Source organism: Mycobacterium sp. E2327 (assembly GCF_001672675.1).
Taxonomy (GTDB): Bacteria; Actinomycetota; Actinomycetes; order Mycobacteriales; family Mycobacteriaceae; genus Mycobacterium.
Genome location: NZ_LZKE01000126.1, coordinates 1 through 23,205, shown reverse-complemented (window position 1 = coordinate 23,205; position 23,205 = coordinate 1). Strand labels below are relative to the sequence as shown.

Here is a 23,205-nt window from a genome sequence, read left to right as displayed (position 1 = left end):
CCCGCAGCAGGCTGCGCCGGCCGAACGGCTTATCGAGCATGGTGCTCCCGATGTTGCCCGTTAGCGGCTGCCGGCGCAGCCTGCTGCGGGGAGCCGGTGCGCTCACCGCGGCGTCGCTGGCGCCCTGGGCGGCCGGCTGCGCCCCCGACGACGACGCGCTGACCTTCTTCTTCGCGGCGAACCCGGACGAGCGCGACGCACGGCTGCGCATCGTCGACGAATTCCAGCGGCGCCACCCCGACATCAAGGTTCGGGCGGTGCTGTCCGCGCCGGGCGTGATGCAGCAGCTGTCGACGTTTTGCGCTGGCGGCAAATGCCCCGATGTGCTCATGGCGTGGGAGCTGACCTACGCCGAACTGGCGGCTCGCGGGGTGTTGCTGGACCTCAACACGATGCTCTCCCGGGACCAGGCCTTCGCGGCCGAACTCAAGTTCGACGGCATCGGCCCGTTGTATGACACCTTCACGTTCAACGGCGGCCAGTACGCGCTGCCGGAGCAATGGTCCGGAAACTACTTGTTCTACAACAAACGGCTCTTCGCCGAAGCCGGGGTGCCCCCGCCGCCGGGAACCTGGGAACGGCCCTGGGATTGGACCGAATTCCTCGACACGGCAACCGCGCTCACCAAGCGAGACGGATCGGGGCGAGCCCGGCAATGGGGCTTCGTCAACATGTGGTTCTCGTACTATTCGGCCGGGCTGTTCGCCATGAACAACGGCGTGCCGTGGGCCACCCCGCTGAAGAACCCGGCCCACTTCAACTTCGGCGACGACGCCTTCATCGAGGCGGTGCAGTTCTACGCCGACCTGGCCAACAAGCACAAGGTGGCGCCCAACGCATCCGAGGTGCAATCGATGTCCACCCCGGACCTGTTCGCGGCGGGCAGGGCGGCGATCGCGATGGGCGGCCACTGGCGCTACCAGACGTTCATCCGGGCGGAGGGCCTGGATTTCGACGTCACCTCGTTGCCGGTGGGCCCACGCCGGCAAGGGCAGCCGGCGCGCTCCAACATCGGTTCCACCGGACTGGCCATCTCCGCGAGCAGTCCGCGCAAGGCGCAGGCCTGGGAGTTCGTGAAGTTCGCGACCGGGCCCGTCGGGCAGGCGTTGATCGCCGAGTCCAGCCTGTTCGTGCCCGTGCTGCGGTCCGCGCTCGACTCAGCCGGATTCGCCAAAGCCCACCGGAACGTCGGCAACCTCGCCGTGCTCACCCAGGGACCGGCCAATTCCGACGGGTTGCCGGTTACCCCGGCCTGGGAGAAGATCGTTGCCCTGATGGACCGCAACTTCGGGCCCGTGCTGCGAGGATCCCGGCCGGCGACGTCGTTGACCGCGCTGCCACCCGCGCTCGACGAGGTGCTGCGCACCTCATGACATCGCCATCCGGTCCCTCCCGGCGACGCGCCCGCGCCGGTCGCCTGTTCGTCGCGCCGAACCTCGCCGCGGTCGCGGTGTTCATGCTGTTTCCGCTCGGCTTCTCGCTTTATATGAGCTTTCAGCAGTGGGACGTCTTCAGGCCGCCGAAATTCGTGGGGCTGAAGAACTTCCAAGAGCTGTTCACCTCTGACCCGTTGTTTGTGATCGCCATCCGCAACACCGTGATCTTCACCCTCGGCACCGTCGTGCCGACCATCCTGGTCAGCCTCGTGGTGGCCGGCGTGCTGAACCGAAAGGTCAAGGGCATCGGTATTTTTCGCACGATCGTCTTCCTGCCGTTGGCCATCTCGTCGGTGGTGATGGCGGTCGTGTGGCAGTTCGTTTTCAACACCGACAACGGGCTGCTCAACATCATGCTCGGCTGGGTGGGGATCGGGCCGATCCCATGGCTGGTCGACCCGAAGTGGGCCATGGCCTCGTTGTGCATCGTCAGCGTCTGGCGCAGCGTGCCGTTCGCCACCGTCATCCTGCTCGCGGCGATGCAGGGGGTTCCCGAAAGCGTCTACGAGGCGGCCAGGATCGATGGCGCGGGCGAGGTACGGCAATTCGTGTTCATCACGGTGCCGCTGATCCGGGGGGCGATCTCTTTCGTGGTGGTCATCTCGATCATCCACGCGTTCCAGGCGTTTGACATGGTCTACGTCCTCAACGGCGCGAACGGTGGGCCTGAAAGCGCCACCTATGTGCTGGGCATCATGCTGTTCCAGCACGCGTTTTCGTTCCTGGAATTCGGCTACGCGTCGGCGCTGGCGTGGGTGATGTTCGCGATCCTGCTGGTGTTGACCGTGGTGCAGTTGCGGCTGGGGCGGCAGCGAACCTTGGAGGCTTCCGGTGGTCTTGGCTGAGCGAGTGTTCAGGCGCAACGTGTTTCGCGCTGTCCTCGTGTACACGGCGCTGACCGCGATCGCCTGGTGCTGGCTGTTCCCGATCGCGTGGGCCGTGTCCGGCTCACTGAAAAAGGAAGGCGAGGTGACCGAGCCCAGGCTGTTGCCGGCCCATCCGCGGTGGTCCAACTACACCGAGGTGTTCTCGCTGATGCCGTTCTGGCGGATGTTTTTTAACACCGTGCTGTACGCCGGGTGCGTCACGGCCGGGCAGGTGTTCTTCTGCTCGCTGGCCGGATACGCGTTCGCGCGACTGCAGTTTCGCGGCCGGGAGGCGTTGTTCGTCCTATACCTGGGCACGCTGATGGTGCCGCTGACCGTCACGGTGATCCCGCAGTTCATCCTGATGCGGACTCTGGGTTGGGTGGACACGCCATGGGCGATGATCGTGCCGGGCCTGTTCGGCAGCGCCTTCGGCACCTATCTGATGCGGCAGTTCTTCCGCACGCTGCCAACCGATCTCGAGGAGGCGGCGATCCTGGACGGCTGTTCGCCATGGCAGATCTACTGGCGCATCCTGCTGCCGCACGCCAGGCCGGCGGTGCTGGTGCTCGCGGTGCTCACCTGGGTCAACGTGTGGAACGACTTCCTGTGGCCGCTGCTGATGATTCAGCGCAACAGCCTGGCGACGCTGACGCTCGGCCTGGTCAGGCTGCGCGGCGAATACGTCGCCCGCTGGCCGGTGATCATGGCCACCTCCATGCTGATCATGGTGCCGCTGGTCGTCATCTACGCCTTCGCCCAGCGCTCCTTCGTCCGGGGCATCGCCGTCACCGGAATGAACGGATAGCCATGGCATCGGTCAGTTTCGAGCAGGCGACGCGGCGCTATCCGGGTACGGATCGACCCGCCCTGGACGGCCTCGATCTCGACGTCGGGGACGGCGAATTCGTCGTCCTGGTTGGACCGTCCGGCTGCGGCAAGACGACCTCGCTGCGGATGGTGGCCGGACTGGAAACGCTGGACGCCGGGCGCATCCGGATCGGGAACCGCGACGTCACCAACGTCGACCCCAAGGATCGCGACGTGGCGATGGTCTTTCAAAATTACGCGCTCTACCCGCACATGACGGTGGCGCAGAACATGGGTTTCGCGCTGAAGATCGCCAAAACCCCGAAAGCGGAGATCAACGAGCGGGTGCTGGCCGCGGCGAAACTGCTTGACCTGCAGCCGTATCTGGATCGCAAGCCCAAAGACCTGTCCGGCGGGCAGCGCCAGCGGGTCGCGATGGGCCGTGCGATCGTGCGGCGCCCGCAGGTCTTCCTGATGGACGAGCCGTTGAGCAACCTGGACGCCAAACTGCGCGTGCAGACCCGCAACCAGATCGCCGCACTGCAGCGGCGGCTCGGCACCACCACCGTGTACGTCACCCACGACCAGGTGGAGGCGATGACCATGGGGGATCGGGTCGCCGTCCTGTGCGACGGGGTGTTGCAACAGTTTGCGACACCGCGCGAGCTCTACCGCAACCCCGAGAACGTCTTCGTCGCGGGGTTCATCGGGTCCCCGGCGATGAACCTGTTCACCCTCCCCGTCGTCGACTCCTCGGTGTCGCTGGGGGACTGGCCGATCCGGGTACCGCGCGAGATCGACGGCGCCGCAGACGAGGTCGGCCAGATCGTTGTCGGGGTCCGCCCCGAACACTTCGAACTGGGCGGCCTCGGCGTCGAGATGGAAGTGGACGTGGTCGAGGAGCTCGGCGCGGACGCCTATCTCTACGGCCGAATCACGGGGTCCGCCAAGGTGATCAGCCAGCCTGTCGTCGCGCGCGCCGACGGGCGTCACCCACCGGAAAAGGGCAGTCGCGTGCGCCTACACCCCGAACCCGGGCACTTGCACTTCTTCGGCACCGATGGCCGAAGGATTTGTTGAGCGGCTATGCGCTGGCGCACCCGATCGCGTGCAGCCGACGCTGCACGCGCGCGATGTCATCGTCGGAGGGCATCGCGTTGGTGACGTGCGTGATCGCCACCCCGACGTCGGCGCTGCTGATCGGCGCACATCTACGCATGATGAGTTCTCTTGTGATGGTGTTGATCTCGTCGTTCGAGACGCGCCGATGCGACAAAGCCGCCAGCGGCGCGTAACCGGTCGTCGGCATGCCGGTGGGGTACCCGGCGCGCAAAAAAGCGACAATGCTCGACACCCAATGGGACAGGTCCATAACGTCCACCTCGCTCACCGCCACACGCTGTGCATTAGCGGCACTTAGCAACCTAGCAGCGGCAACGCAATCAGCCCGGTAAGGCCACGCAGTTACTTACCACAATTTATGGATTTCTCATGCTTACGGCCGAATCCTTAACAGGTTCGAGGCGCGGATCCTGTTATTCATAACAATGACTATCGAGCGCCCGAAGCGCGACGATTGTCTCGCCAGCACCCGCGCCGAACGCCAAAGGGAGTCGCCCGGATGATCCCCTATTCCGACGGTATCCCGGCCCCGCAGGTTTCCCATCGTGAACTCCACGCTGATCGCGATCAACTTGGCGGTGTTTCTGTTCTACGAATTGCCGAACGGGGATGCCGCGATTGACCGGGCGTCGTTTTATCCATGCAACGTCGACGGGGCCTGCCACGTCGGCGTCCCCTGGGGGTACGGCTGGATAACGGCGATGTTCCTGCATGCCGGCTGGGATCACATCCTCGGCAACATGCTGTTCCTGCTGATCTTCGGCAAGAACGTCGAGGATGCGTTCGGACGGCTCGGCTACCTACTCTTGTACTTTGCCGGGGGGTTCGTCGCCACCATGACGCAGACGGCCATGACCCTGCTCTTCGGCTCGGCCTCCGACGCGCGAGTACCGACACTCGGTGCCAGCGGCGCGATCGCGGCCGTGCTGGGCGCATATCTGGTCCTCTACCCGAGCTCGCGTATCAGCACCTTCATCGGGTGGATCCCGGTCGGCATCCCCGCCTGGGTGTTCCTGGGTGGCTGGTTTCTCTACCAGTTTTTCGAGGGCAACTCCTCGCTCGTCCAACCCAAGGCCGGCGGCAGCGGCGTCGCCTTCTTCGCCCACGTCGGCGGATTCGTCTTCGGGTTCCTGGTAACGCGCGTGCTGGTCGGTGTTGATCGACTCGCGGTTCGGCAACCCCAGCGGAGTGGATGATGACACCGAAAATCGTGCCGGGCCGGCCCGACGCGCTCGGCGCCACACCCGATGCCGGGGGCACCAATTTTGCGGTCGCCTCCGGCGGTGACCAGGTGACACTGTGCCTGTTCGACGCTGACGGAGCCGAGACACAGCTGGTGATGCCGGAGCGCGACGGCGACGTCTGGCACGGCTTCGTGCCGGGCATCGGGCCGGGACAGGCCTACGGGCTTCGGGTCGGCGGTCCCTTCGACCCCGGCCGCGGGCTGCGCTATAACCCGGCCAAGCTACTGCTGGATCCCTATGCACGCGCAATCGCGGGCGATGTGCGCTTCGGGCCGGAGGTCGTTGGTCACGCGCTGGAAAACCCCGCGGCGCCAAGCCCTCTGGACTCGGCACAGCATGTGCCGCGCAGCGTGGTTTGTGCGGCGCTCCCGCCCCTGACCGCACCCAAGCCCCAGCATGCGCTCGCCGACAGCATTCTCTACGAGGTTCACGTTCGCGGATTCACGGCAAGCCATCCCGGCGTTCCCGAAGAACTGCGCGGTACCTATGCGGGCCTTGCCCACGATGCGGCGCTTCAGCACCTGACCGACCTTGGCGTCACCGCGGTGGAACTGTTGCCCGTCCACCGCTGCGTGCCCGAGCAGTTCCTCGTCGAGCGGGGCCTGACGAACTACTGGGGGTACAACACGATCGGGTTCTTCGCGCCGCAGGCAACCTACTCCGCCGCGGCTCGCGCCGGCCAATCGGGCGCGGAAGCCGCGGAATTCCGCGCAATGGTCGACGCGCTGCACGCCGCCGATTTGGAAGTGATCCTCGACGTGGTGTTCAACCACACGGCGGAGGGCGGAGCCGGCGGCCCCACCCTGTCCTTCCGCGGGCTGTACAACCCCGCCTACTACCGGCTCGTTCCGGGCGAGGAGAGCAGCTACTACGACACGACCGGGACCGGCAATTCGATGAACACCGGCAATCCCACGACGCTGCGGTTGATCATGGACTCCCTTCGCTATTGGCTGTCGCAGATGGGCGTCGACGGCTTTCGGTTCGACCTGGCGGCCACCCTCGGCCGCGGGGGTGGCGCCTTCGACCCGGTGTCCGCCTTCTTCGATGTGATCGGTCAAGACCCGGTGATTTCGCGGGCAAAGCTGATCGCCGAACCCTGGGACGTCGGTCAGATGGACAGCTATGCGGTGGGCCGATTTCCGCCGCTGTGGAGCGAGTGGAACGGACGCTTCCGCGACACCGTCCGCGACTGGTGGCGCAGCCAAGACGGGCTGCTGGCGGACTTCGCGTCGCGGTTGTGTGCCTCGTCGGACATCTACGGCGATCGTGCCGAGGGGCGACGCCCGAGCGCATCGGTCAACTTCGTCACCGTGCACGACGGATTCACGCTGCGCGACCTCGTCTCCTACGACCAGAAACACAACGAGGCGAACGGCGAAAACAACCGCGACGGCACCGACGACAACCGGTCATGGAACTGCGGGGCGGAGGGGCCGACCGACGATCCCGATGGGTTGGCCCTGCGCGCGCGCCAACAGCGCGCGTTCCTGCTGACCCTGTTGCTGTCCGGTGGGGTCCCGATGCTGCTGGGCGGCGACGAACTCGGCCGCACCCAGCGCGGCAACAACAACGCCTACTGCCAGGACAACGAGATCACCTGGTTCGACTGGTCCGCGCGCGACGACGACCTCATCGGGTTCACCACCGACCTCATCGCGCTGCGCCGCCGTCACCCCGTGTTCCGCCGGCGCCGCTTCCTCATCGGTCCGGCCGCCGCGGACCTGCGCTGGTTCACGCCGGCCGGCGCCGATATGACCCCCCAGGACTGGGCGGATCCCCTCGCGCGCACCATCGCGTTGTTCATCGACGGCACAACGGATCCCGACGTCGCCCCCGATGGCACGCCGATGGTCGACGATGACTTCCTGGTATTCCTCAACGCCTGGTGGGAGCCGTTGACCTTCTCCGTTCCGGCAGATCTTGCGCTCCTGCCGTGGGACATCGCGTGCGACTCCTTCGACCCGGGGCGAACCGGACGCGCGGGACAACAGCTGGAAGTCGGCCCGCGGTCCGCGGTGGTCCTGCGATCCGCTGGCGCGCCGTAACCCCGTTTGACCGCAACGCTTCCTAGTATTGCCGGGTGGTCGATCGCTATGGAACGGATGTCCTCGCGTCGGGTCGGCGCAAACCCCGCTCGACGGAGCACCCGGCCGAGCTCGGCCTGGTGGTCGAGGACGTCGAAACCGGCTACGTCGGGGCGGTGGTGCGGGTCGAATACGGCCGTGTCTACCTGGAGGACCGGCACGATCACACCCGCGGCTTTCCGCTCGGCCCAGGCTTTTTGCTCGAGGGACGCCCGGTGATCCTCACCGCGCCGCGCCGCGCGGCGCCCGCTGCCGCGGGCAGGACGGCGTCCGGCTCCGTCGCGGTGCCCGGCGCGCGTGCCCGGGTCGCCCGGGCCGGCCGGATCTACGTCGAGGGCCGCCATGACGCCGAACTGATCGCACAGGTGTGGGGCGACGACCTGCGCATCGAGGGCGTCGTCGTCGAGCATCTCGGTGGCATAGACGATCTGGCGGGCATCGTGGCCGAGTTCGCGCCCGGCCCCGGGCGCCGGCTCGGCGTGCTCGTCGATCATCTCGTCGCGGGTTCGAAGGAGACCCGGATCGCCGAGGCGGTACGCCGGGGACCGGGCGGCCGCGACACCCTGGTCGTCGGCCACCCCTATGTCGACATCTGGCAGGCCGTGAAGCCACAGCGGCTCGGCCTGGCGGCCTGGCCCGAGGTTCCGCGGAACATCGAGTGGAAGCACGGCGCCTGCGCGGCGCTCGGCCTGCCGCACAACAACCAGGCCGACATCGCCCGGGCGTGGCGGCGCATCCGCTCGAGCGTGCGCGACTGGAACGACCTGGAACCGGCGCTCATTGGGCGCGTCGAAGAACTCATCGACTTCGTCACGCAACCGCCCGGACCCTGACCCTTCCGACGGAAAAGATCCGCGGGATTTTATTCGCGCGCCGAACGAGCCCGGCGGGCCCGACCTGCTCGACGGATGCTGACGCGCCCACCGACTAGCTACCTCCGCGCGGCCGCACGCGGTCGAGGAAGCCCATGACATCGGGCAGAGTCGGTTCATCCGGGCAACACCGCGCCCGTGCGCGCGATCGTCGGCGGCCGCGCTGTTTCCGGCAAGTGACGTGCCGCCTCGCCGGTGCGGGGCGAGCGCGCCCGCCGTCACGGATTGCTTCCGGGGAGCACTAAGTCCGTGGAGACGCAATCATTCGCGGGAAACGGAGGACGTTCATGACCGACGCGCTCGTTATCGATGCCGAAGGGCTCGACCGGCTGTCGTGTAATGCCAAGGCCAACCCCGACACCGGCAAGAAGACGCTGAAGGCGAAGACGGTCTGTGAAGCGGGGTTCCGCAACATGACCTACGTGCGTGGTCTCGCGCCGATGCTGGTGGGCGAACCGCCGGCGCTGCTGGGAGACGACTCGGCGCCCAACCCGTCAGAAACGGCCCTGGCGGCCCTGGGGTCGTGCGTGTCGGTCGGCCTGCTCGCCAACGCCACCCACCGCGGGGTGACCCTGACCAAGATCGAGGTCGAGATGGAGGGCGACATCGACATCTCCGCGGTCTGGGGGGTGGGCGACACCCCCGAGGGAAAACGCCTGGGCTTCAGCGCGGTTCGCTGCAAAGTCACCCTCGCCGGCGATGCCGACGACGCGACCCTCAAACAGATCCACGACAACGCGATCGCCTGGTCGCCGGTGGTCAGCACGTTCCGCAACCCGGTGACCGTGGGCTCGACGCTGGTCACCGAATAGGCATCCGACGGGAAGGTATTGACGAAATGACGGCGACGTTGGGGCCTACGGTCCGCCGGCTGGAGGTCGAACTGCTCGAAGACATCCGCGCCCACGCCGGTGCGTTGGACGCCGGCGAGCATCACTCGCGCCGCAGTTTCGCCGCGCTCGGCGCGGCCGGCCTGTTGGGGATCGGCGCACCGGGCAACGCCGACGGCAGGCTGCCCGAGATGGCGGACGTCGTGCGGCGGATCTCCGGGGAGTGCATGAGCACCGGTTTCTCGGTGTGGGCGCATCGGATGGCGCTGGAGTACTTGCTCAGCGCCGCAACGCCTTTCAGCGTCGCGGCGGCGCGGCCGCTGCTCGCCGGAACCGCGCCGGGGGTCACCGCCATGGCATCGGCCTTCAAGGAAGCGGCGGGCTGCGGCAGCCTGGAGCTTACGGCCGCACCGGTCGACGGCGGTTACGAATTGTCCGGTCCGATCAGGTGGGCCAGCAACCTCTACCCGGACTCGACGATGGTCACCGCCGCGCGGACCGACGCCGGCGAAAACCTCATCGTGGCACTGCCGTTGGACACACCCGGGGTCGTCGTCGGGGAGCACTTCGACCTGTTGGCACTGGGGAGCACGGCGTCGTCGTATCTGAATCTGCAGTCCGCGTACGTTCCCGTGGAGCAGGTGTTGTCGCGCGACTTCGATGGGTTTCTGCGTGCCGTGCGCCCGACATTCCTTGTCTTGCAGTCGGCAATGTGCCTGGGGCTGACGAGAGCCGCGGTGGAGCGGAGCAGGCTGGGGCTGACGGGGGTCAACGCCGTCTTCGCCGCAGACGTCGAACGCATCGCGGACAAGCTCGTGTCGGCGGAGGCGACGCTGGCAAGGTTGGCGGCAGCGGTCGGCGCGGCTGAGACGTCACAGACGCCGACGAAGAAAGAGCTGCTGTCGCTGCGGCTCGCCGCAGCCGAACTTGCTGGCGCCGGCGCCGATCTGGAGATCCGGACCGCCGGGGGCAAGGGCTATGCCAGTAGGACCTCGGCCAGTCGCCGATACCGGGAAGCAGCGTTCATTCCCGTGCAGTCCCCGTCGGAAGCGCAACTGCGCTGGGAACTCGCCAGATGCTCCTGAGTGAGGGTCGATGGTGACTCCACTCGCGCTGCCCCCCGAGGGCACCGAGTCTGAACACCTGGTCGGCGGAATCCCGCTGGCCAGTTTGGTGCGCGACTTCCACCGGCCGATGGTGAACTTCGCTCGCACCATGGTCCATTCGACGACGGTGGCCGAAGAAGCGGTCCAGGAAGCATGGGTGCAGGTCCTGCAGTCGTCCGATTCGTTCGAGGGACGTTCCTCGGTGCGCACCTGGTTGTTCGGGATCGTCAAAAACACCGCATCGCGGTACCGGCGGCGTGAGTCGCGGATCCGCGACCACGAGGTCCTGGCAGTCACCGACGCTGAAGCCGTCGATCCACTGGCGGGTCGCATGCACCCCGTCGGTCACCCCGACGCCGGGCACTGGAGCTCGCCGCCGTCGCATCGCTTCCTGCCCGAGGATCAAACGGTGGCAGGCGAACTCGTCGGGCTCGTGCGCGCCGCGCTGGATGCGTTGCCGGAGCGGCAGAAACAACTGATCATCCTGCGCGACCTCGTCGGCGCATCGGCCGAAGAGGCGGCCGGCATCCTTCAGCTGTCCGCCGAGGCACAGCGCGCCCTGCTCTATCGCGCCCGTGGAAACCTCCGAAATGAATTGGAAAGGCGGTATCAACGATGACCGTCTACGACAACACGGTGCCCGCCATCGACTGCGTCGACTTCGTGCGGCTCGTCGACGAACTCGTCGATTCCGATCCCGCGGGATGGGGCCCGATCGTCGCCAAGCACCTCGAGGACTGCCCTCCGTGCCTGGTCTATCTGCAGCAGATGCTCGACCTCAAGATCCTGCTCAACCACGTTTTCGAGGGGGAGAAGCTCAGCGACGAGCACGTTGCCGGGGTCATCAACGCGATCCACGACTTCAGGGAAGGCCGACACGAATGACGATCGACACGCAAGCACCGCAGTTGGAAAGGCAAGTCACGACGGGAGACACGCTGGTCTCCTTGTCTTCCGGCACGCCCGGCGCCGCGACCACGGGCCCCACCGAGGATCCGTTCGAGCCGCTGAGCGTGGGCGCGATGGTGGACCGGGTGGCCGCCATGGCGGTGGAAAAGGCCGCACATCCGTTGGCGTTCTTCGTCCGTTCCGTGGTCGGCGGCGCGATGGTGGCCTTCGGGGTCCTGCTCGCGCTGGTCGTGAGCACCGGCGTGAAGACCCCGGGGGTGGCGAACCTGCTGATGGGCCTGGCGTTCGGCATGTCCTTCGTGCTGATCCTGGTGTCGGGCATGTCGCTGATCACCGCGGACATGGCCGCGGGGCTGCTTGCCGTGCTGAAACGCACGATGAGCCTTCGCGGCTACGCGTGGCTGGTTGGCGTCGGCCTCATCGGCAACATCGCCGGTGCATTTGTGTTCGTCACGCTCTGCGGTGCCGCCGGCGGCCCGTATCTGGGTGCCTTCGCCGAGCGCGCGGCAACCGTCGGCGCCCTGAAGGCCGGCCAACCGGTCGGCACCGCGCTGTTGCTGGCCGTGGTGTGCACCTGGTTCCTGCAGACCGCCATGTGCATGTTCTTCAAGGCCCGCAGCGACGTCGCGCGGATGGCATTCGCGTTCTACGGGCCGTTCGCGTTTGTGATCGGCGGCACCCAGCACGTGATCGCGAACGTCGGCTTTCTCGGGCTTCCCTTGTTGCTCAACCTGTTTCATCACACCGCACCGCGCGCCGGCATCAGCTGGGGCTTCGGCCACGACGGCTTGCTCACCAACATCGGTGTCACCACTGTGGGCAATCTGATCGGCGGCACCGTCTTCGTGGCGTTGCCCTTCTGGATCATCGCGCGGCTTCAGCGTCGCCAAACCTGAACGGCCCCCGATTAACGAATGAATGGGCGGTTACCGCTGGACGACTTGCGTCGACTGAGTCAGTCAACGGCCCCAATGGGTTTCACTGACTGTCCTGGGTCCCAAGCGGTTGAGGACTAAAGCCTCACGACCGACACCCCCGCCTCCCGATAGCGTCGCTGGTGACGAAGGGAGAACCAAGTGTCTGAATCCGTGAAACGCCTGGGCATCGTCGTCGCGGTCGACGGCTCGGCCGCAGCGAACACCGCCGCGTGCTGGGCGGCACGCGAGGCGACGATGAGGAACGTTCCGCTGACCGTCGTCCACGCGGTGGCGACGCCCACCGCGACCTGGCCGCCGGTCCCGTACCCGGAGTCCCTGGCGGTACGGCTGGAGGACGACGGCAAGAAGGCCATCATGCACGCCATGAAGATCGCCGAGGACGCGATGCCGGAGGACGGAAAGGTCGCCATCGGCCGGGAATTGGTATACGCCGCCCCGGCGACCACGCTGATCGAAATGTCCAATGACGCTGAAATGGTCGTCGTGGGCACCTCCGGACGAGGCTTGTTGGCCCGCGGCGTGCTCGGTTCGGTCAGCTCGACCGTGGTGCGGCATGCCAGTTGTCCGGTCGCGGTCATCCGTGACGAAGAGCTGCCGGGGCAGGACGCTCCCGTCCTGGTGGGCATCGACGGCTCTCGGACGTCCGAGCACGCGACGGAGCTGGCTTTCGACGAGGCGTCTCGTCGGGGCGTTGACCTGGTCGCGTTGCACGCATGGAGTGACGTCACGACCGAGGTGCCGTTCTTGGACTGGGCGACCGTGGAGGAGGAGGGGCAGCGCAGCCTCGGCGAAGCCCTGGCGGGCTGGGGCGAACGCTATCCGGACGTGACGGTCCGACGCGTGATCGTGCGCGACCGGCCGGCGCACCACCTCATCGAAGCGGCCGAATCCGCGCAGCTTGTCGTCGTGGGCAGCCACGGGCGAGGCGGTCTCTCGGGGATGCTGCTGGGCTCCGTCAGCAACACGCTCCTGCACTCGGTCCGCATTCCGGTGATCGTCGCCAAGCCGGCGTAGCGTCGCGGCCCCTTGCCTACCGCGAGCAGACGCAGAATCGCACGCTGAAGCCGTTCCGCGTGCGATTCTGCGTCTGCTCGGCAGTTTCAGCCGGCGTGCAGGACGGTGGCGGCCCACGCACATATCGCCGCCCGGTCGCGGCCCGCGCGCATGACGGTCCGGTCCGGGCGCACCAACGCCGCGGTGGCTCGGCCACCGCGCAGCCACGACTCGAGCCCGGAGCCGGGCTCGGCAACCACGACGGCGACGCCGCGGCGCCCGAGGAGCTCTTGCTCCTCGGCGCCAGGGAGACTCGTGGTGATCAGTGCGAACCCGGCGCCGATGACGTCGTCGAGCCGCTGACCGTTGGGCAGCAACGGGTTCGGGCACAGGGTGCCGGCGAGCTGGCCCCGCCGACGGGATTTGCGCACCAGCGCGGAAGCCCGCAGCGGCGGGGTGGTCGAGTCGACCACCTTGTCGCGCAGGCCGGGGATCAGCCGCAGCCTGGGCAGCACCAGGCGGCGCGCGAGATCGCCGGCACGGCCGCCGCCGGTCATCGCCCAGCCGACGCCCAGCGCGAGGTGGATCATGTGCCGGGTATGCGGCTTGCGTTCCTGCTCATAGGAATCGAGAACGCTTGCATCGAGGGCGCCATTGTGGACCGCGGCGATCTTCCAGGCCAGGTTGGCGGCGTCCCGCATTCCGGCGCACAAGCCCTGCCCGATGAACGGGGGAGTGAGATGTGCCGCGTCACCGAGGATGAAGACGTTGCCGCGGCGCCACCGATCCGCGATCTGCGCCCGGAACGTGTACTCCGTGACCCGCAAGAGCGTCATCTCGGCGTCGGCAACGTCGGCGATCCAGGACGCGATCAATGGTCGCAATGACTCCAACGTGCCGAACTGCTCGGCGCTTTCGCCGTCCAGCAATCGGAACTCCCACCGGTAGCGGCCCGCTCCGATGCGCATATAGGTCCCGGCGCGCACCGGGTCGCACACCTGGTGGACGCCGTCCCATTGGTGCAGGTCGGAGTCGCTGGCGATGTCGACCACGAGCCACCGCTGCTCAAACTTCAAATCCCGCATGGCCGAGCCGATTTCGGCGCGGACGATGCTCTTGGCGCCGTCGCAGCCCAACACGTAGTCCGCGTCGACGTGGTGCACCCGGCCGTCGGTTATGTCCGCGAACGTGACTCGGGCTCCGGGTCCGCTGTCGCTCACTGCGGTGACCTCGACGTTCCCGCGCAACTGGGCGTTCGGATACCGCTTGAGGTTCGCGCGGAGCAGCGCCTCGAACTCCGGTTGGTCGAACATGTTGGCCTGCGGGAAACCGTTCCGGCTCTGGGAGGGCTCGCGGTGGAACTCGCCGAGCACCCGGAATTGGTTGTCCACCAAGCGCAATCCGAGGGTGGGCCGCGAAATCGTCGCGAACTCGTCGGCCATGCCAAGCCGTGCGATGATGCGATAGATCTCGTCGTCCAAGTGCACGGCGCGCGGTTGGGGGTACACGTCGGGCCAGCGGTCGAGGACAAGGCTGTCGACCCCGCCCTGCGCCAGCAGGGTGGCGGCCGTGATCCCGGTCGGTCCGGCGCCGACGATCACCACCGGAACATGCGGAACAACGTTGTCGCTCATTTGAATCGAACCTCGTTGCGCTGTGCGCCGAGGTCGATGGCCCCGTCGTCGGTGGCCACCGAAGCCTCCACGACGTCGCCGTCGTTGAGGTACTTGGGGTTGCCGGCCTGACCTTTGAAGAACATCTTCCATTTCACGGCGGGCGGCAACAGGTTGGAGATGATCTGCACCGGCTTCGGCGGGGCGCTGAGCGCGGTGCCGACCGGGGTGCCGGTGAGCACCAGGTCGCCGGGAGCGAGTTCCTGAAACTGGGTGAGCGATCGCAGCGCTTCCAGCGGCCGATACAGCATGTCGCCCGCGACGAGCGCGTTTTGCCGCTCCTGGCCGTTGACGCTCAGCCGCAGCCGCAGGTCGCCGAACCGGTTGAGCTCGTCGGCGGTCAGCAGCACCAGCTCCGGACCGACCGGCGTGAACGTCGGGTACGACTTGGCCTCGTAGAACTGGGTTTGGGGAAGCTGGATGTCGCGCGCGGAAACATCGTTCGTCACCACCAGCCCGGCGATGAATTCGGCGAGGTTGTCCTCGGAAATGGTTGCGCCGATGGGGACTTCGCGGCCAATGACCAGCCCGATCTCCACCTCGTAGTCGAGGAACCTGACGTGCGGGGGTTTGACGATCTCGTCGAACGGACCGGTGATCGACGCCGACGCCTTGCGGAAGAAGGTCAGCGGAATGGACGCCGGGTCCATGCCGGCGTCCTTGACGTGCGACGCGAAGTTGGTCATCTGCGCGATCACCCGGCACGGGCGGGTGATGGGGGAGACCAATGCCAGGCTGTCCAGCGGGACAGGCTTGCCGCCGGCGGCCGCGATGGCGGCGCGGTCGGCCAGCAGGGCCGCGGTACTGGTGGCGTCGGTGTCGATCTTCACGGCGCCGTCCGGGGTCTTGAGCCACCAGGCGGGGCCGGCTTCAGAGGCGGTGCGCAGCACGGAAATAGTCATGAGGTGGGTACTTTCAGTAGGCCGGCAAGGCGGTTGACATCGAATTCATTGGTTGCGCGCAGCGCACGGATGATCGAAAGCAGTTCGCGGGGAACCGTTTTCATGTCTGTTCCGAGGAAGTCTTTCGTCGCCCGCGGCCCCCACTGGGCCAGTCCGGACGCGGTGAAGGGCGCCCATCCCGGCTCCAGGGTGTTGTCGAAGAGGTCACCGTCGGCGAAGTGCTCGACCAGGAATCCGTCCGGATCACGCCAGTAGTCGAAGATTTGACTGCCCTGGATGTGCCGGCCGATTCCCCAGGATCGGACATAGCCACGGTCCTTGAGGTATTCGCCGCCGGCGGCCAGCGCGTCGAGGTCGCTGACCTGGAAGGCCGAGTGCACGTACCGGTTGGCCGGTCCCAGCGCCAGCGCCAGCGTGTGGTGATCGGCGGGGGTCGACCCTCGATCGCAGCGGATGAAGCTCATGGTCGGTCCGCGGCGGCGCTGGCCCGGGAAGTACAGAAAGTCGCTGACGATCATCCCCAGGTTGTCCAGGTACCAGTTCAGCGTCTCGAGATACTTCGTCGACTGCAACACCAGGTGACCCAGCCGCTCGATGCGTGCCGGCACGCGCGGGGGACGCTGGCCGGCGTTGGTCCGCCGCACGCCGCATCCGAAATTGAACGCGTGGACCGGCTGGCCGGAAAGCTCGGGCAGCTCGTGCATTCCGGCGACGACGCGGACCGGCACGCCGCTGGGGTCGACCAGGTCGGCCGACAGCCCGCCGATGGTCTCGGGCAGCGCCCGCACGGGAGCACCGGATCTGTCGGCGAGGCGCAGCACGTCCGCCTCGTCGCAGGCCCGGAAGGCAACGCCGGCGAAGCGCGTGCGCGGGCCCCGGCGCAGGATCACGCACGGTCCGCCCGCGCGGGTGCCGCGCAGGTGGAGCTCGTCGGGGTCGTTTCGCGCGGTCTGGAAGCCAAAGGCCCGGGCGAACGCCTCGGCGCGGGTCAGGTCGGGTTTGTCGAACTCCAACCAGGCGATGTCGGCGACCTTGATCACCGGATTGCTGGACCGGCCCGGGTACTCGCCGCGCAGCGCGCCTTTCTCGCTGTGCAGATTTCGGTGGGGGTTTTTCGTCAGGTTCATCGCCATCTCCAAAGTAACTGACGAAATCGTCACATACTCGGGGCGCGCCGTCAAGGCCTATCTGACGAAATCTTCAAAAGTGAGGCATACTCCTTTAGGTGAGCGCGATGCCCGAAGCCCAGGAGCCGCCCAGCCGCTTGGAACGGCGCAAACAGCGCACCAGGGCGGCGCTGATCGGGGCGGCCCAGCGGCTGATCGCCGAGGGCAAGACCAACGTGCCGGTCCTGGAGATCACCCAGGCGGCCGACGTGGGTATGGGTTCCTTTTACAACCACTTCGAGAGCAAAGAGCAGCTCTTCGAGGCCGCGGTGGCCGACGTCCTCGACGCACACGGAGCGATGCTGGATCAGTTGACCGAGTCGATCGACGACCCGGCGGAAACCTTTGCCACCAGCTTCCGGATGATCGGCCGGCTATTTCGCCGGCGGCCGCGCGAGAGTGACATCCTGCTGGCCAACGGGCTGGCGCTGCTCGCGTCCGATCGGGGCCTGGCCCCACGGGCGCTGCGTGACATCAGGGCCGGCGTCGACGCGGGGAGGTTCACGGTCGACGACCCAGAACTTGCCCTCTTCATGGCGGGCGGCGCCCTGCTCGGGCTGGGAAAGCTGTTGCGGGACAACCCGGATCGCGACGACGCCCGGGCCGCCGACAGCGTGACGGAAAGCGTTCTGCGTCTTTTCGGGCTCAGTGCCGAGGACGCCCGCGCGGTGTGTCGGCGGCCACTGCCCGAGGACGCGCCCGTCGAGGCCTAGCGGTTTCGGGTGTCAGTCGACCACAGGTTCGCGCAGCCCGGGCATTGCAGGTTGACCACCGTCGCGCGGTTGCTCAGCAGGTACTGCCAGTGCGCGCCGCAATTGCGCCGGCTGCGGCACTCCGAGCACTTGTCGCGGCCCCAGCCGCAATTCGGGCAGGGCAGCCAGGCGCGGCGGGACGCGTCGGCGTGTGGGTGAAACGGGAACCTAACCGGCACAGTAAGTAAGCCTTCCTATCTAAATCGGTTAGGGTAGCCTACCCACATTGGCGACGGCAAAACGCGCCGCAATTGCCGATCAAATAAGAGGCAGCCCGGCCTCGCAGGCGGCGATCAGGCCCCTTTGCGGGCGTCGTCCCCGGCGGCCGACACGATGTGGGCCACCAGCTTGCCGCCGCGGACGACCTCAATCGTGTGGCCCGCCGCGACCTTGTCGAAGTAGCGTCCCGCGCGCTTACGCAGCTCGTCCAGCTCGATCCGGCGACCAGCGTCCGCCGGCGGCGGGGATGTCGCGCCGTCTCCGGCCGACACGATTCGGGCCAGTATCCGCCCGCCGCGGACGACGTAGACCGTCTCGCCGGCCGCGACCCGGTCGAAGCACCGCCCGGCGCGGGTTCGCAATTCCTCGAGCCCAACCCAGCCGCCCGCGTCGGAGGCCGGGGTTTTGACGGATCGCGCCGGGATGGGAGCCACCCTCCAGTCGCCGACCGGCAGGATTTGCGCCACCAGCTTGCCGCGACGGACGACATCGATCGCCTCGCCGGCGGCAACCCGCTCGAGATATGCGCACGCGTCACTCCGGAGCTGGCCCAGGCCGATCACTTCCGGCATTTCGCTCCGATCTCCGACCTTCACCGACCTGGAGCGGGGATGCGCCAACCCGACGATGCCCAAGTATATGACTGTACGTGCGGTCAGTGTCAATGGCCTGGTCAGAACGCTGAGGCGGCCCGGAGGAGCCGCGTGACGCGTCTCCCCCGTGCGGGTGCCCTTAGGTGGGGGAGGCGACCCTCACGTCGCCCAGAACTTTTGCGCATAGCCAAAAGCCTTGCAGATCAATGAAATCCATGGGTGCAAGGTCAGCGAGGCGGCGCCAGCATGTCCTTCCACCCGTCGTCCCCGGTCTTGGTCGAATTTTCGACCGCGTACTTCACGCCGTCGGGCCCCACAAATTCGCCGCTCTGCGGGCTGTAAACCGCCGCGGGAGGGCCGCCCGGCGTGTAGACGCAGGGGTTCGGCTGCTGCCCGTTGCATTGGACGGTGCCCGAGCCCGGGCGCTGCAACGGATCGCTGACAGGGGGCGGTGTCCCCGGAATCCGGTCGGAGGGCGCGGGATTCATGCCGTTGTTGACGGACGGCGCGGGTATCACCAGGCCCGGCTTGACCGGCTGATCACAGCGCGCCGCCGGCGCGGGGCAGGTCAGGATCTGGTTGGGGTCGCCGTACCAGGGGTTGGTGCCCGCGGGGACGTACGGTCTGGAGTCGCGGCACTCCCGCGGCGTGGCGGCGCGTTTGCCGGGCACATCGACACACGGCAGATTGCGCGCGCCGCGCACCGCGTTGGCCGGCGCGTCCTGCGGGATCTTGCAATAGGTTCCGGACGGCATCGGCGCCAGGCTGGTGTCCGCCGGCGAGCGCCACTGCGGTGCGGGGAGGAACCCCGTCAGACAGGGCGGCGGCTGATTGATCGTCAGCGAGGTGCCGAGCGATGCGTAGCCCGGGAACGGCGTCGTCACGGTCTGGCCTTCCGAGGCGCCCTGCGGATAGGAGACGAGCAACTGCTCGACGCCCTTGTGGTAGCGCTTGAGCATGTCCAGCACGATCTCGAGATTCGCCAGCGTCTGCGGCAGCGATTCGCGGACGTCGCCGAACACCGCGTTGACCTGATCGGCGGTCGGCGCGCCCTGCGTCAGGATGCTTTGCACGTGCTGGTCGTTTTCCGCGCTCTGGGCGGCGAGGATGTCCAGGTTGTGCGACCACCGCTCGATCGAGTCACCCGAGTTGACCTGGCTGTCGATGATCGGTCCGGAGTTTTGGATGATGTCGTTGACATCACCGATGTTGGTCTTGAAATCCCCGGCGATCGCCTGGGTCGCGTCGACCAGTCGTTGCAGCGCGGGCCCCAATCCGCCCACGGCTTGGGCGGTTTCGTCAAGCAGCGAGGAGATCTTGTCCTTTGGTAGCGCGGCCAGCCCGCGGTTCGCGGCGTCCAGCGCCGGACCGATGTCGGTGGGTATGGTGCCCTTGGTGATGGTCTGTCCCGGCTGGAAGTACTTGCCCGGGTTGCCGAGCGACACCAGATCGATGTACTGCTCGCCGACCGCCGACACCGAGTGCACGTTGGCCGTCGCGTCAACCGGGATCTTGAAGCGGTTGGCGATGCTCATGGTCACCCGCGCGCCCGACTTGGTCGGCTCGACATCGGTGACCCTGCCGATGGTTTCGCCGCGGTAAGCCACGTTGGCCGTTTCGTACAGACCGCCCGACGCCGGCAGATCCGCGTGCAGCGTGTACTGACCGATCCCCGCCGCTTTGGGAATCTGCAGGTAGTACCCGCCGAGTGCGACTGCGGTGACGAGGCTCAGGAGGGCGAACAGGATCAGCTGGCGCTTGATGAAGGGGGTCAGCATTGGCCTCTGTCCGCCCTTTCCACCAGCGGCCCGCCCGGGGCGTCGTTCGGGTTCGGCGTGTAGCGGACGTCGGGGATCATCGTTTCGGGGTCGCGGCCCCAGGATTGCTCGAGCGCGCGCAGCGCTCCGGAGAATCCGGTCCCAGTCAGGATCGCGTTGTCGACGGAGCTCATGGTCAGGTCGAGCGTCAGTGACAGGTTGAAGTAGTCGCCGCGGAACGACTTCGGGACGGCGTCGACGTCGAACGGCCGCACCAGGATCAGCTTGAGCGCGCGGATCAGATAGGGCGCGCCACGGCCCAGTTCCCGCAACGGGCATTGCAGCGCCAGCAGGTCCTGGTGCAGGTCGCCCCGGGAGGCGGACAGGTATTGGTCGGCGACCTGGCTGAGCCGGCCGGTCGCGTCGACCGCGTTGATCAAGAGGTTCTGTTTGTCGGCGAAATGCTTGAGCAGGGGCGGGAATTCGGTGAGCACCCGATCGATGACGTCCGAGCGGGGACCTACGTAGGCCAGCAGCCGGTTGGTGGAGTCGATGGCTCGGGTGATGTCATCGGTCTGCTCGTTGAGCCGGGCGGTGAAGGTGTCCAGCTTGCCGAGGAAGGCGTGGATCTGGTCGGCCCGGCCGTGCACGATGTTGTAGACCTCGTTCTGCAGCGTTTCGAGGTTCGGGATGCCGCCGCCGCGCAAGATCATGGCGAGACTGGCCAGCGTCTGCTCGGTCGTGGGGTAAGCCGACGCGTTTTGCAGCGGGATGGTGTCGCCCGGCCTCAGCGGCTCCGGCGACGGGTTGGGTGGCGCGGCCAGCTCGATGTGCTGGGAGCCCAGCAGGCTGGTCTGCCCGATCTTGGCGGTCGCGTTCCGCGGCAGCTTGACGCTCTTGTCCACCCGCAGCGTCAGCGTGGCCACCCAGTTCTTCAGGGCGATCGCGCGAACCGTGCCGACGAAGACATCGGCCACCCGCACCCGGCTGTTGTCGTTCAGGGCCAGCGTGTCGGGCATCTGCACGTAGATGATGTATGAGCCGGGCCCGCTGCCCGGGCCGCCCGGCATCGGCACGTTCGCGATTCCGTGCCACTTCGCGCAGGACGTCAGCGCCGCGCTGGCGACCAGCAGGGCCACCGCCTGCCGCGCCCGGTACCGGACGCGAATGCCGAAGGCGCGCAGCGCGTTCACGATCCCAGTCCCGCCGAAACGGCCGCCGCAGGGGGCGGGGGTGTCGGCGCGACCGGCCCCGGGATTACCCCCGGCCCGGGCGCCGGCGGCGGGATCGGCACCTGCGGGGCGCGCACGCCGATGGGTGGCAGCACCGGGTTCTCGTCGTAGGCATTCGGCGGTCCCGGCGGCGTCTGCAACCCCGACTGCGGGGGCGCGATGTCCGGGCCGCCCATCAGTTCGGCCAGCGAGTCGGGGGTCAACAGGCCCGCGGTGATCGGCCCCACCTGTTGCCCCTGCATGCCCGGGGCAACGACCCAGCCGGGCTGGGTGTTGCGGTGCGACAACGGGGTGTCGGGCACCCAGATCCCGGGCACCGTCGTGTCCTTGTACCCGTTCGGCGGCTGCAGTCGGGGCTCCGAGTAGGCGACTTCCTTGGGCAGCGTCTCGGCGGTCGAAAACAGGTTCAGCCCGAAGGGCAGGTAGTTGAACTTGATCGCATCGAGGACCGGCGCCAGGTATTGCGCACACAGTTCGGCGGAATCTTGGTAGCCCAGTCGGCTGCCGGCCTGAATCATGCTGCAGACGAACTGCATTGGGTTTGCGAAGTTCGGGATCGCCGGGATGGACATGACCGCGCCGTGCGTCGGGTGATAGATCTGGCTGAGGTTCGTCTCCAGCGTGGGCAGCACGTGCAGGGCGGTCTCCAAACCGTTCAGCGGATCGGGCTGCACCAGCGTGTTGGTCAGGGTGGCGAGATTGTCGATGTCGCTCGTCAACACCCCGCGGTTCTTGTCCAAGAACGGCCGCAGCGTGGACAGGAGCGAATCAAACTGCTGTATCGCCGTGGCCAGCTCGCGATCGGACCCGGTCAGCTTGTCGGTGAACTGGGCCAGGTTTTGGTTCAGCGCGACGAACTGCTGGTCGTCTTTGTGCAGGGCATTGACGAACTGCGCCAGGCTGTGCACCACCGCGAAGAAGTCCCCGCGGCCCTCGTTCAGCGCGGTCAACGCGCGCGACAGGCTGTTCAGCGTCGTGTTGATCTGCTTGCCCTTGCCGGCCAGCCCGTCCGCGAACGACTCGATGGCGTCACCGAACGGGCCCTTCGGCTGCTCGGGGGTCGGGCCCAACTTGTTGATGACGTTGGCGACGCTCTGGCTCAGTTGGTCCCACTCCGTCGGGACCTGCGTGCGCTCGATGGGGATCACCGCGTTGTCGCCCATCACCGGGCCGCCCTTGTAGGGCGGCTCCAACTGAATGTTGCGTGACGCCACCAGGGTTGGGTTCACGATCACGGCTGATGCGTTGGCGGGCACCTTGTATTTGTTCTCGTAGTGAAACGTCACCCTCATCTTGTCGCCGGCGGGCTCGATCTTGTCGACCGCACCCACGCGGACGCCCATGATCTGCACCTTGTCCCCGGCATAGAGCGCGTTCGCCTCCGGGAAGTACGCGACCACCGTGTTGGTCGTCAGCTTGTTGTAGAGCTGCAGCCCGAGGTACCCGGCCAGCACCGCCAGCGCCACCACCAGCACCCCGATGACCCTCCGGGCCCGCAGGTTACGAAATGTGTTGACGGCACTCAATTCTGGTTACCTCCCGTGATGCCGCTGCCTCCCGTGCCGCCGGGATTGATGAACGGGGCCGGCAGTTGATTCCCGGGTCCGGCCGGTGCGGGTGGCCCCGGAGGTGCCGGGCACACCCGTGCCACTGCCCACCCAGGCACCGCCGGGCGCGCGCTCCGAGAACCTGCAGCCC

Annotated in this window: 23 protein-coding genes; 14 read left to right on the top strand and 9 right to left on the bottom strand. The window is 67.2% G+C overall.

The window, feature by feature from the left end; all coding sequences use genetic code 11:
* Window positions 1-50: 50 nt before the first annotated feature.
* Genes A5712_RS15185 through A5712_RS15170 form a run of 4 tightly spaced genes read left to right on the top strand, consistent with a single transcriptional unit; the run spans window position 51 to window position 4,192 of the window.
* A complete protein-coding gene (locus A5712_RS15185; RefSeq protein WP_068106617.1) occupies window positions 51-1,373 on the top strand; it encodes a sugar ABC transporter substrate-binding protein in 1,323 nt (440 codons plus the stop codon).
* Window positions 1,370-2,281, top strand: a complete 912-nt coding sequence (locus A5712_RS15180) for a carbohydrate ABC transporter permease (protein WP_068106604.1) — start codon at window positions 1,370-1,372, stop codon at window positions 2,279-2,281. The genes A5712_RS15185 and A5712_RS15180 overlap by 4 nt, the downstream gene beginning before the upstream one ends.
* Window positions 2,274-3,110: a carbohydrate ABC transporter permease gene (locus A5712_RS15175; RefSeq protein ID WP_369830397.1), complete on the top strand. Its 837-nt coding sequence runs from the start codon at window positions 2,274-2,276 to the stop codon at window positions 3,108-3,110. Before A5712_RS15180 ends, A5712_RS15175 begins: the two co-directional genes overlap by 8 nt.
* 2 nt (window positions 3,111-3,112) lie before the next feature.
* Window positions 3,113-4,192: an ABC transporter ATP-binding protein gene (locus A5712_RS15170; RefSeq protein WP_068106598.1), complete on the top strand. Its 1,080-nt coding sequence runs from the start codon at window positions 3,113-3,115 to the stop codon at window positions 4,190-4,192.
* Window positions 4,193-4,196: 4 nt separating this feature from the next.
* On the opposite strand, the gene A5712_RS15165 is transcribed toward A5712_RS15170, so the two are convergent.
* Window positions 4,197-4,502, bottom strand: coding sequence for a DUF3349 domain-containing protein (locus A5712_RS15165; protein ID WP_369830396.1), 306 nt, complete (start codon window positions 4,500-4,502; stop codon window positions 4,197-4,199).
* A gap of 277 nt (window positions 4,503-4,779) precedes the next feature.
* Here A5712_RS15165 and A5712_RS15160 point away from each other — a divergent pair, with 277 nt between their 5' ends.
* The 9 genes from A5712_RS15160 (at window position 4,780) to A5712_RS15120 (ending at window position 13,234) form a co-directional block, all read left to right on the top strand.
* On the top strand, window positions 4,780-5,430 hold the full coding sequence (locus A5712_RS15160; protein ID WP_197519399.1) for a rhomboid family intramembrane serine protease: 651 nt from the start codon (window positions 4,780-4,782) through the stop codon (window positions 5,428-5,430).
* Window positions 5,430-7,526: a glycogen debranching protein GlgX gene (gene glgX, locus A5712_RS15155; RefSeq protein ID WP_068106591.1), complete on the top strand. Its 2,097-nt coding sequence runs from the start codon at window positions 5,430-5,432 to the stop codon at window positions 7,524-7,526. Before A5712_RS15160 ends, glgX begins: the two co-directional genes overlap by 1 nt.
* Window positions 7,527-7,561: 35 nt before the next feature.
* On the top strand, window positions 7,562-8,398 hold the full coding sequence (locus A5712_RS15150; protein ID WP_068106588.1) for a DUF3097 domain-containing protein: 837 nt from the start codon (window positions 7,562-7,564) through the stop codon (window positions 8,396-8,398).
* A gap of 326 nt (window positions 8,399-8,724) precedes the next feature.
* Window positions 8,725-9,249 carry an OsmC family protein gene (locus A5712_RS15145; protein ID WP_068106584.1) on the top strand — a complete coding sequence of 175 codons (525 nt, stop codon included), beginning with the start codon at window positions 8,725-8,727 and terminating at the stop codon, window positions 9,247-9,249.
* A gap of 26 nt (window positions 9,250-9,275) precedes the next feature.
* Entirely contained in the window at window positions 9,276-10,352 is a 1,077-nt protein-coding gene (locus tag A5712_RS15140; protein WP_068106583.1) for an acyl-CoA dehydrogenase family protein, read from the top strand.
* Window positions 10,353-10,362: 10 nt separating this feature from the next.
* Window positions 10,363-10,992 carry an RNA polymerase sigma factor gene (locus A5712_RS15135; protein ID WP_068106579.1) on the top strand — a complete coding sequence of 210 codons (630 nt, stop codon included), beginning with the start codon at window positions 10,363-10,365 and terminating at the stop codon, window positions 10,990-10,992.
* Window positions 10,989-11,258 carry a hypothetical protein gene (locus A5712_RS15130; protein ID WP_068106576.1) on the top strand — a complete coding sequence of 90 codons (270 nt, stop codon included), beginning with the start codon at window positions 10,989-10,991 and terminating at the stop codon, window positions 11,256-11,258. The genes A5712_RS15135 and A5712_RS15130 overlap by 4 nt, the downstream gene beginning before the upstream one ends.
* The gene (locus tag A5712_RS15125) at window positions 11,255-12,178 is read left to right on the top strand and encodes a formate/nitrite transporter family protein (RefSeq protein WP_068106573.1); all 924 of its coding nucleotides are present in this window, start codon (window positions 11,255-11,257) and stop codon (window positions 12,176-12,178) included. Before A5712_RS15130 ends, A5712_RS15125 begins: the two co-directional genes overlap by 4 nt.
* Window positions 12,179-12,358: 180 nt before the next feature.
* A complete protein-coding gene (locus A5712_RS15120; RefSeq protein ID WP_068106571.1) occupies window positions 12,359-13,234 on the top strand; it encodes a universal stress protein in 876 nt (291 codons plus the stop codon).
* A gap of 86 nt (window positions 13,235-13,320) precedes the next feature.
* On the opposite strand, the gene A5712_RS15115 is transcribed toward A5712_RS15120, so the two are convergent.
* From A5712_RS15115 to A5712_RS15105, 3 genes are read right to left on the bottom strand one after another with little or no spacing between them, the layout of a single operon-like run.
* Window positions 13,321-14,847 (bottom strand): bifunctional 3-(3-hydroxy-phenyl)propionate/3-hydroxycinnamic acid hydroxylase, encoded by a 1,527-nt coding sequence (locus A5712_RS15115; protein ID WP_068106568.1) that lies wholly within the window; start codon window positions 14,845-14,847, stop codon window positions 13,321-13,323.
* A complete protein-coding gene (locus A5712_RS15110) occupies window positions 14,844-15,788 on the bottom strand; it encodes a fumarylacetoacetate hydrolase family protein (RefSeq protein WP_068106565.1) in 945 nt (314 codons plus the stop codon). The genes A5712_RS15115 and A5712_RS15110 overlap by 4 nt, the downstream gene beginning before the upstream one ends.
* Complete coding sequence (locus tag A5712_RS15105; protein ID WP_068106611.1) at window positions 15,785-16,915, bottom strand: VOC family protein; 1,131 nt, start codon at window positions 16,913-16,915, stop codon at window positions 15,785-15,787. Before A5712_RS15105 ends, A5712_RS15110 begins: the two co-directional genes overlap by 4 nt.
* 107 nt (window positions 16,916-17,022) lie before the next feature.
* On the opposite strand from A5712_RS15105, the gene A5712_RS15100 reads away from it, so the two are divergent.
* Window positions 17,023-17,667, top strand: coding sequence for a TetR/AcrR family transcriptional regulator (locus A5712_RS15100; RefSeq protein ID WP_068106608.1), 645 nt, complete (start codon window positions 17,023-17,025; stop codon window positions 17,665-17,667).
* Here the strand turns inward: A5712_RS15100 and A5712_RS30280 are convergent.
* From A5712_RS30280 to A5712_RS15075, 5 genes are all read right to left on the bottom strand, one after another.
* Window positions 17,664-17,885, bottom strand: coding sequence for a hypothetical protein (locus A5712_RS30280; protein WP_082973454.1), 222 nt, complete (start codon window positions 17,883-17,885; stop codon window positions 17,664-17,666). The two genes, A5712_RS15100 and A5712_RS30280, sit on opposite strands and share 4 nt — an antisense overlap.
* A gap of 114 nt (window positions 17,886-17,999) precedes the next feature.
* Complete coding sequence (locus tag A5712_RS15090; RefSeq protein WP_156766577.1) at window positions 18,000-18,497, bottom strand: type II toxin-antitoxin system Phd/YefM family antitoxin; 498 nt, start codon at window positions 18,495-18,497, stop codon at window positions 18,000-18,002.
* A 248-nt stretch (window positions 18,498-18,745) separates the two neighbouring features.
* Window positions 18,746-20,296, bottom strand: a complete 1,551-nt coding sequence (locus A5712_RS15085) for an MCE family protein (RefSeq protein ID WP_068106556.1) — start codon at window positions 20,294-20,296, stop codon at window positions 18,746-18,748.
* On the bottom strand, window positions 20,290-21,468 hold the full coding sequence (locus A5712_RS15080) for a virulence factor Mce family protein (protein ID WP_231982131.1): 1,179 nt from the start codon (window positions 21,466-21,468) through the stop codon (window positions 20,290-20,292). The genes A5712_RS15085 and A5712_RS15080 overlap by 7 nt, the downstream gene beginning before the upstream one ends.
* Window positions 21,465-23,033: a virulence factor Mce family protein gene (locus tag A5712_RS15075; protein ID WP_068106553.1), complete on the bottom strand. Its 1,569-nt coding sequence runs from the start codon at window positions 23,031-23,033 to the stop codon at window positions 21,465-21,467. Before A5712_RS15075 ends, A5712_RS15080 begins: the two co-directional genes overlap by 4 nt.
* Window positions 23,034-23,205: the final 172 nt, after the last annotated feature.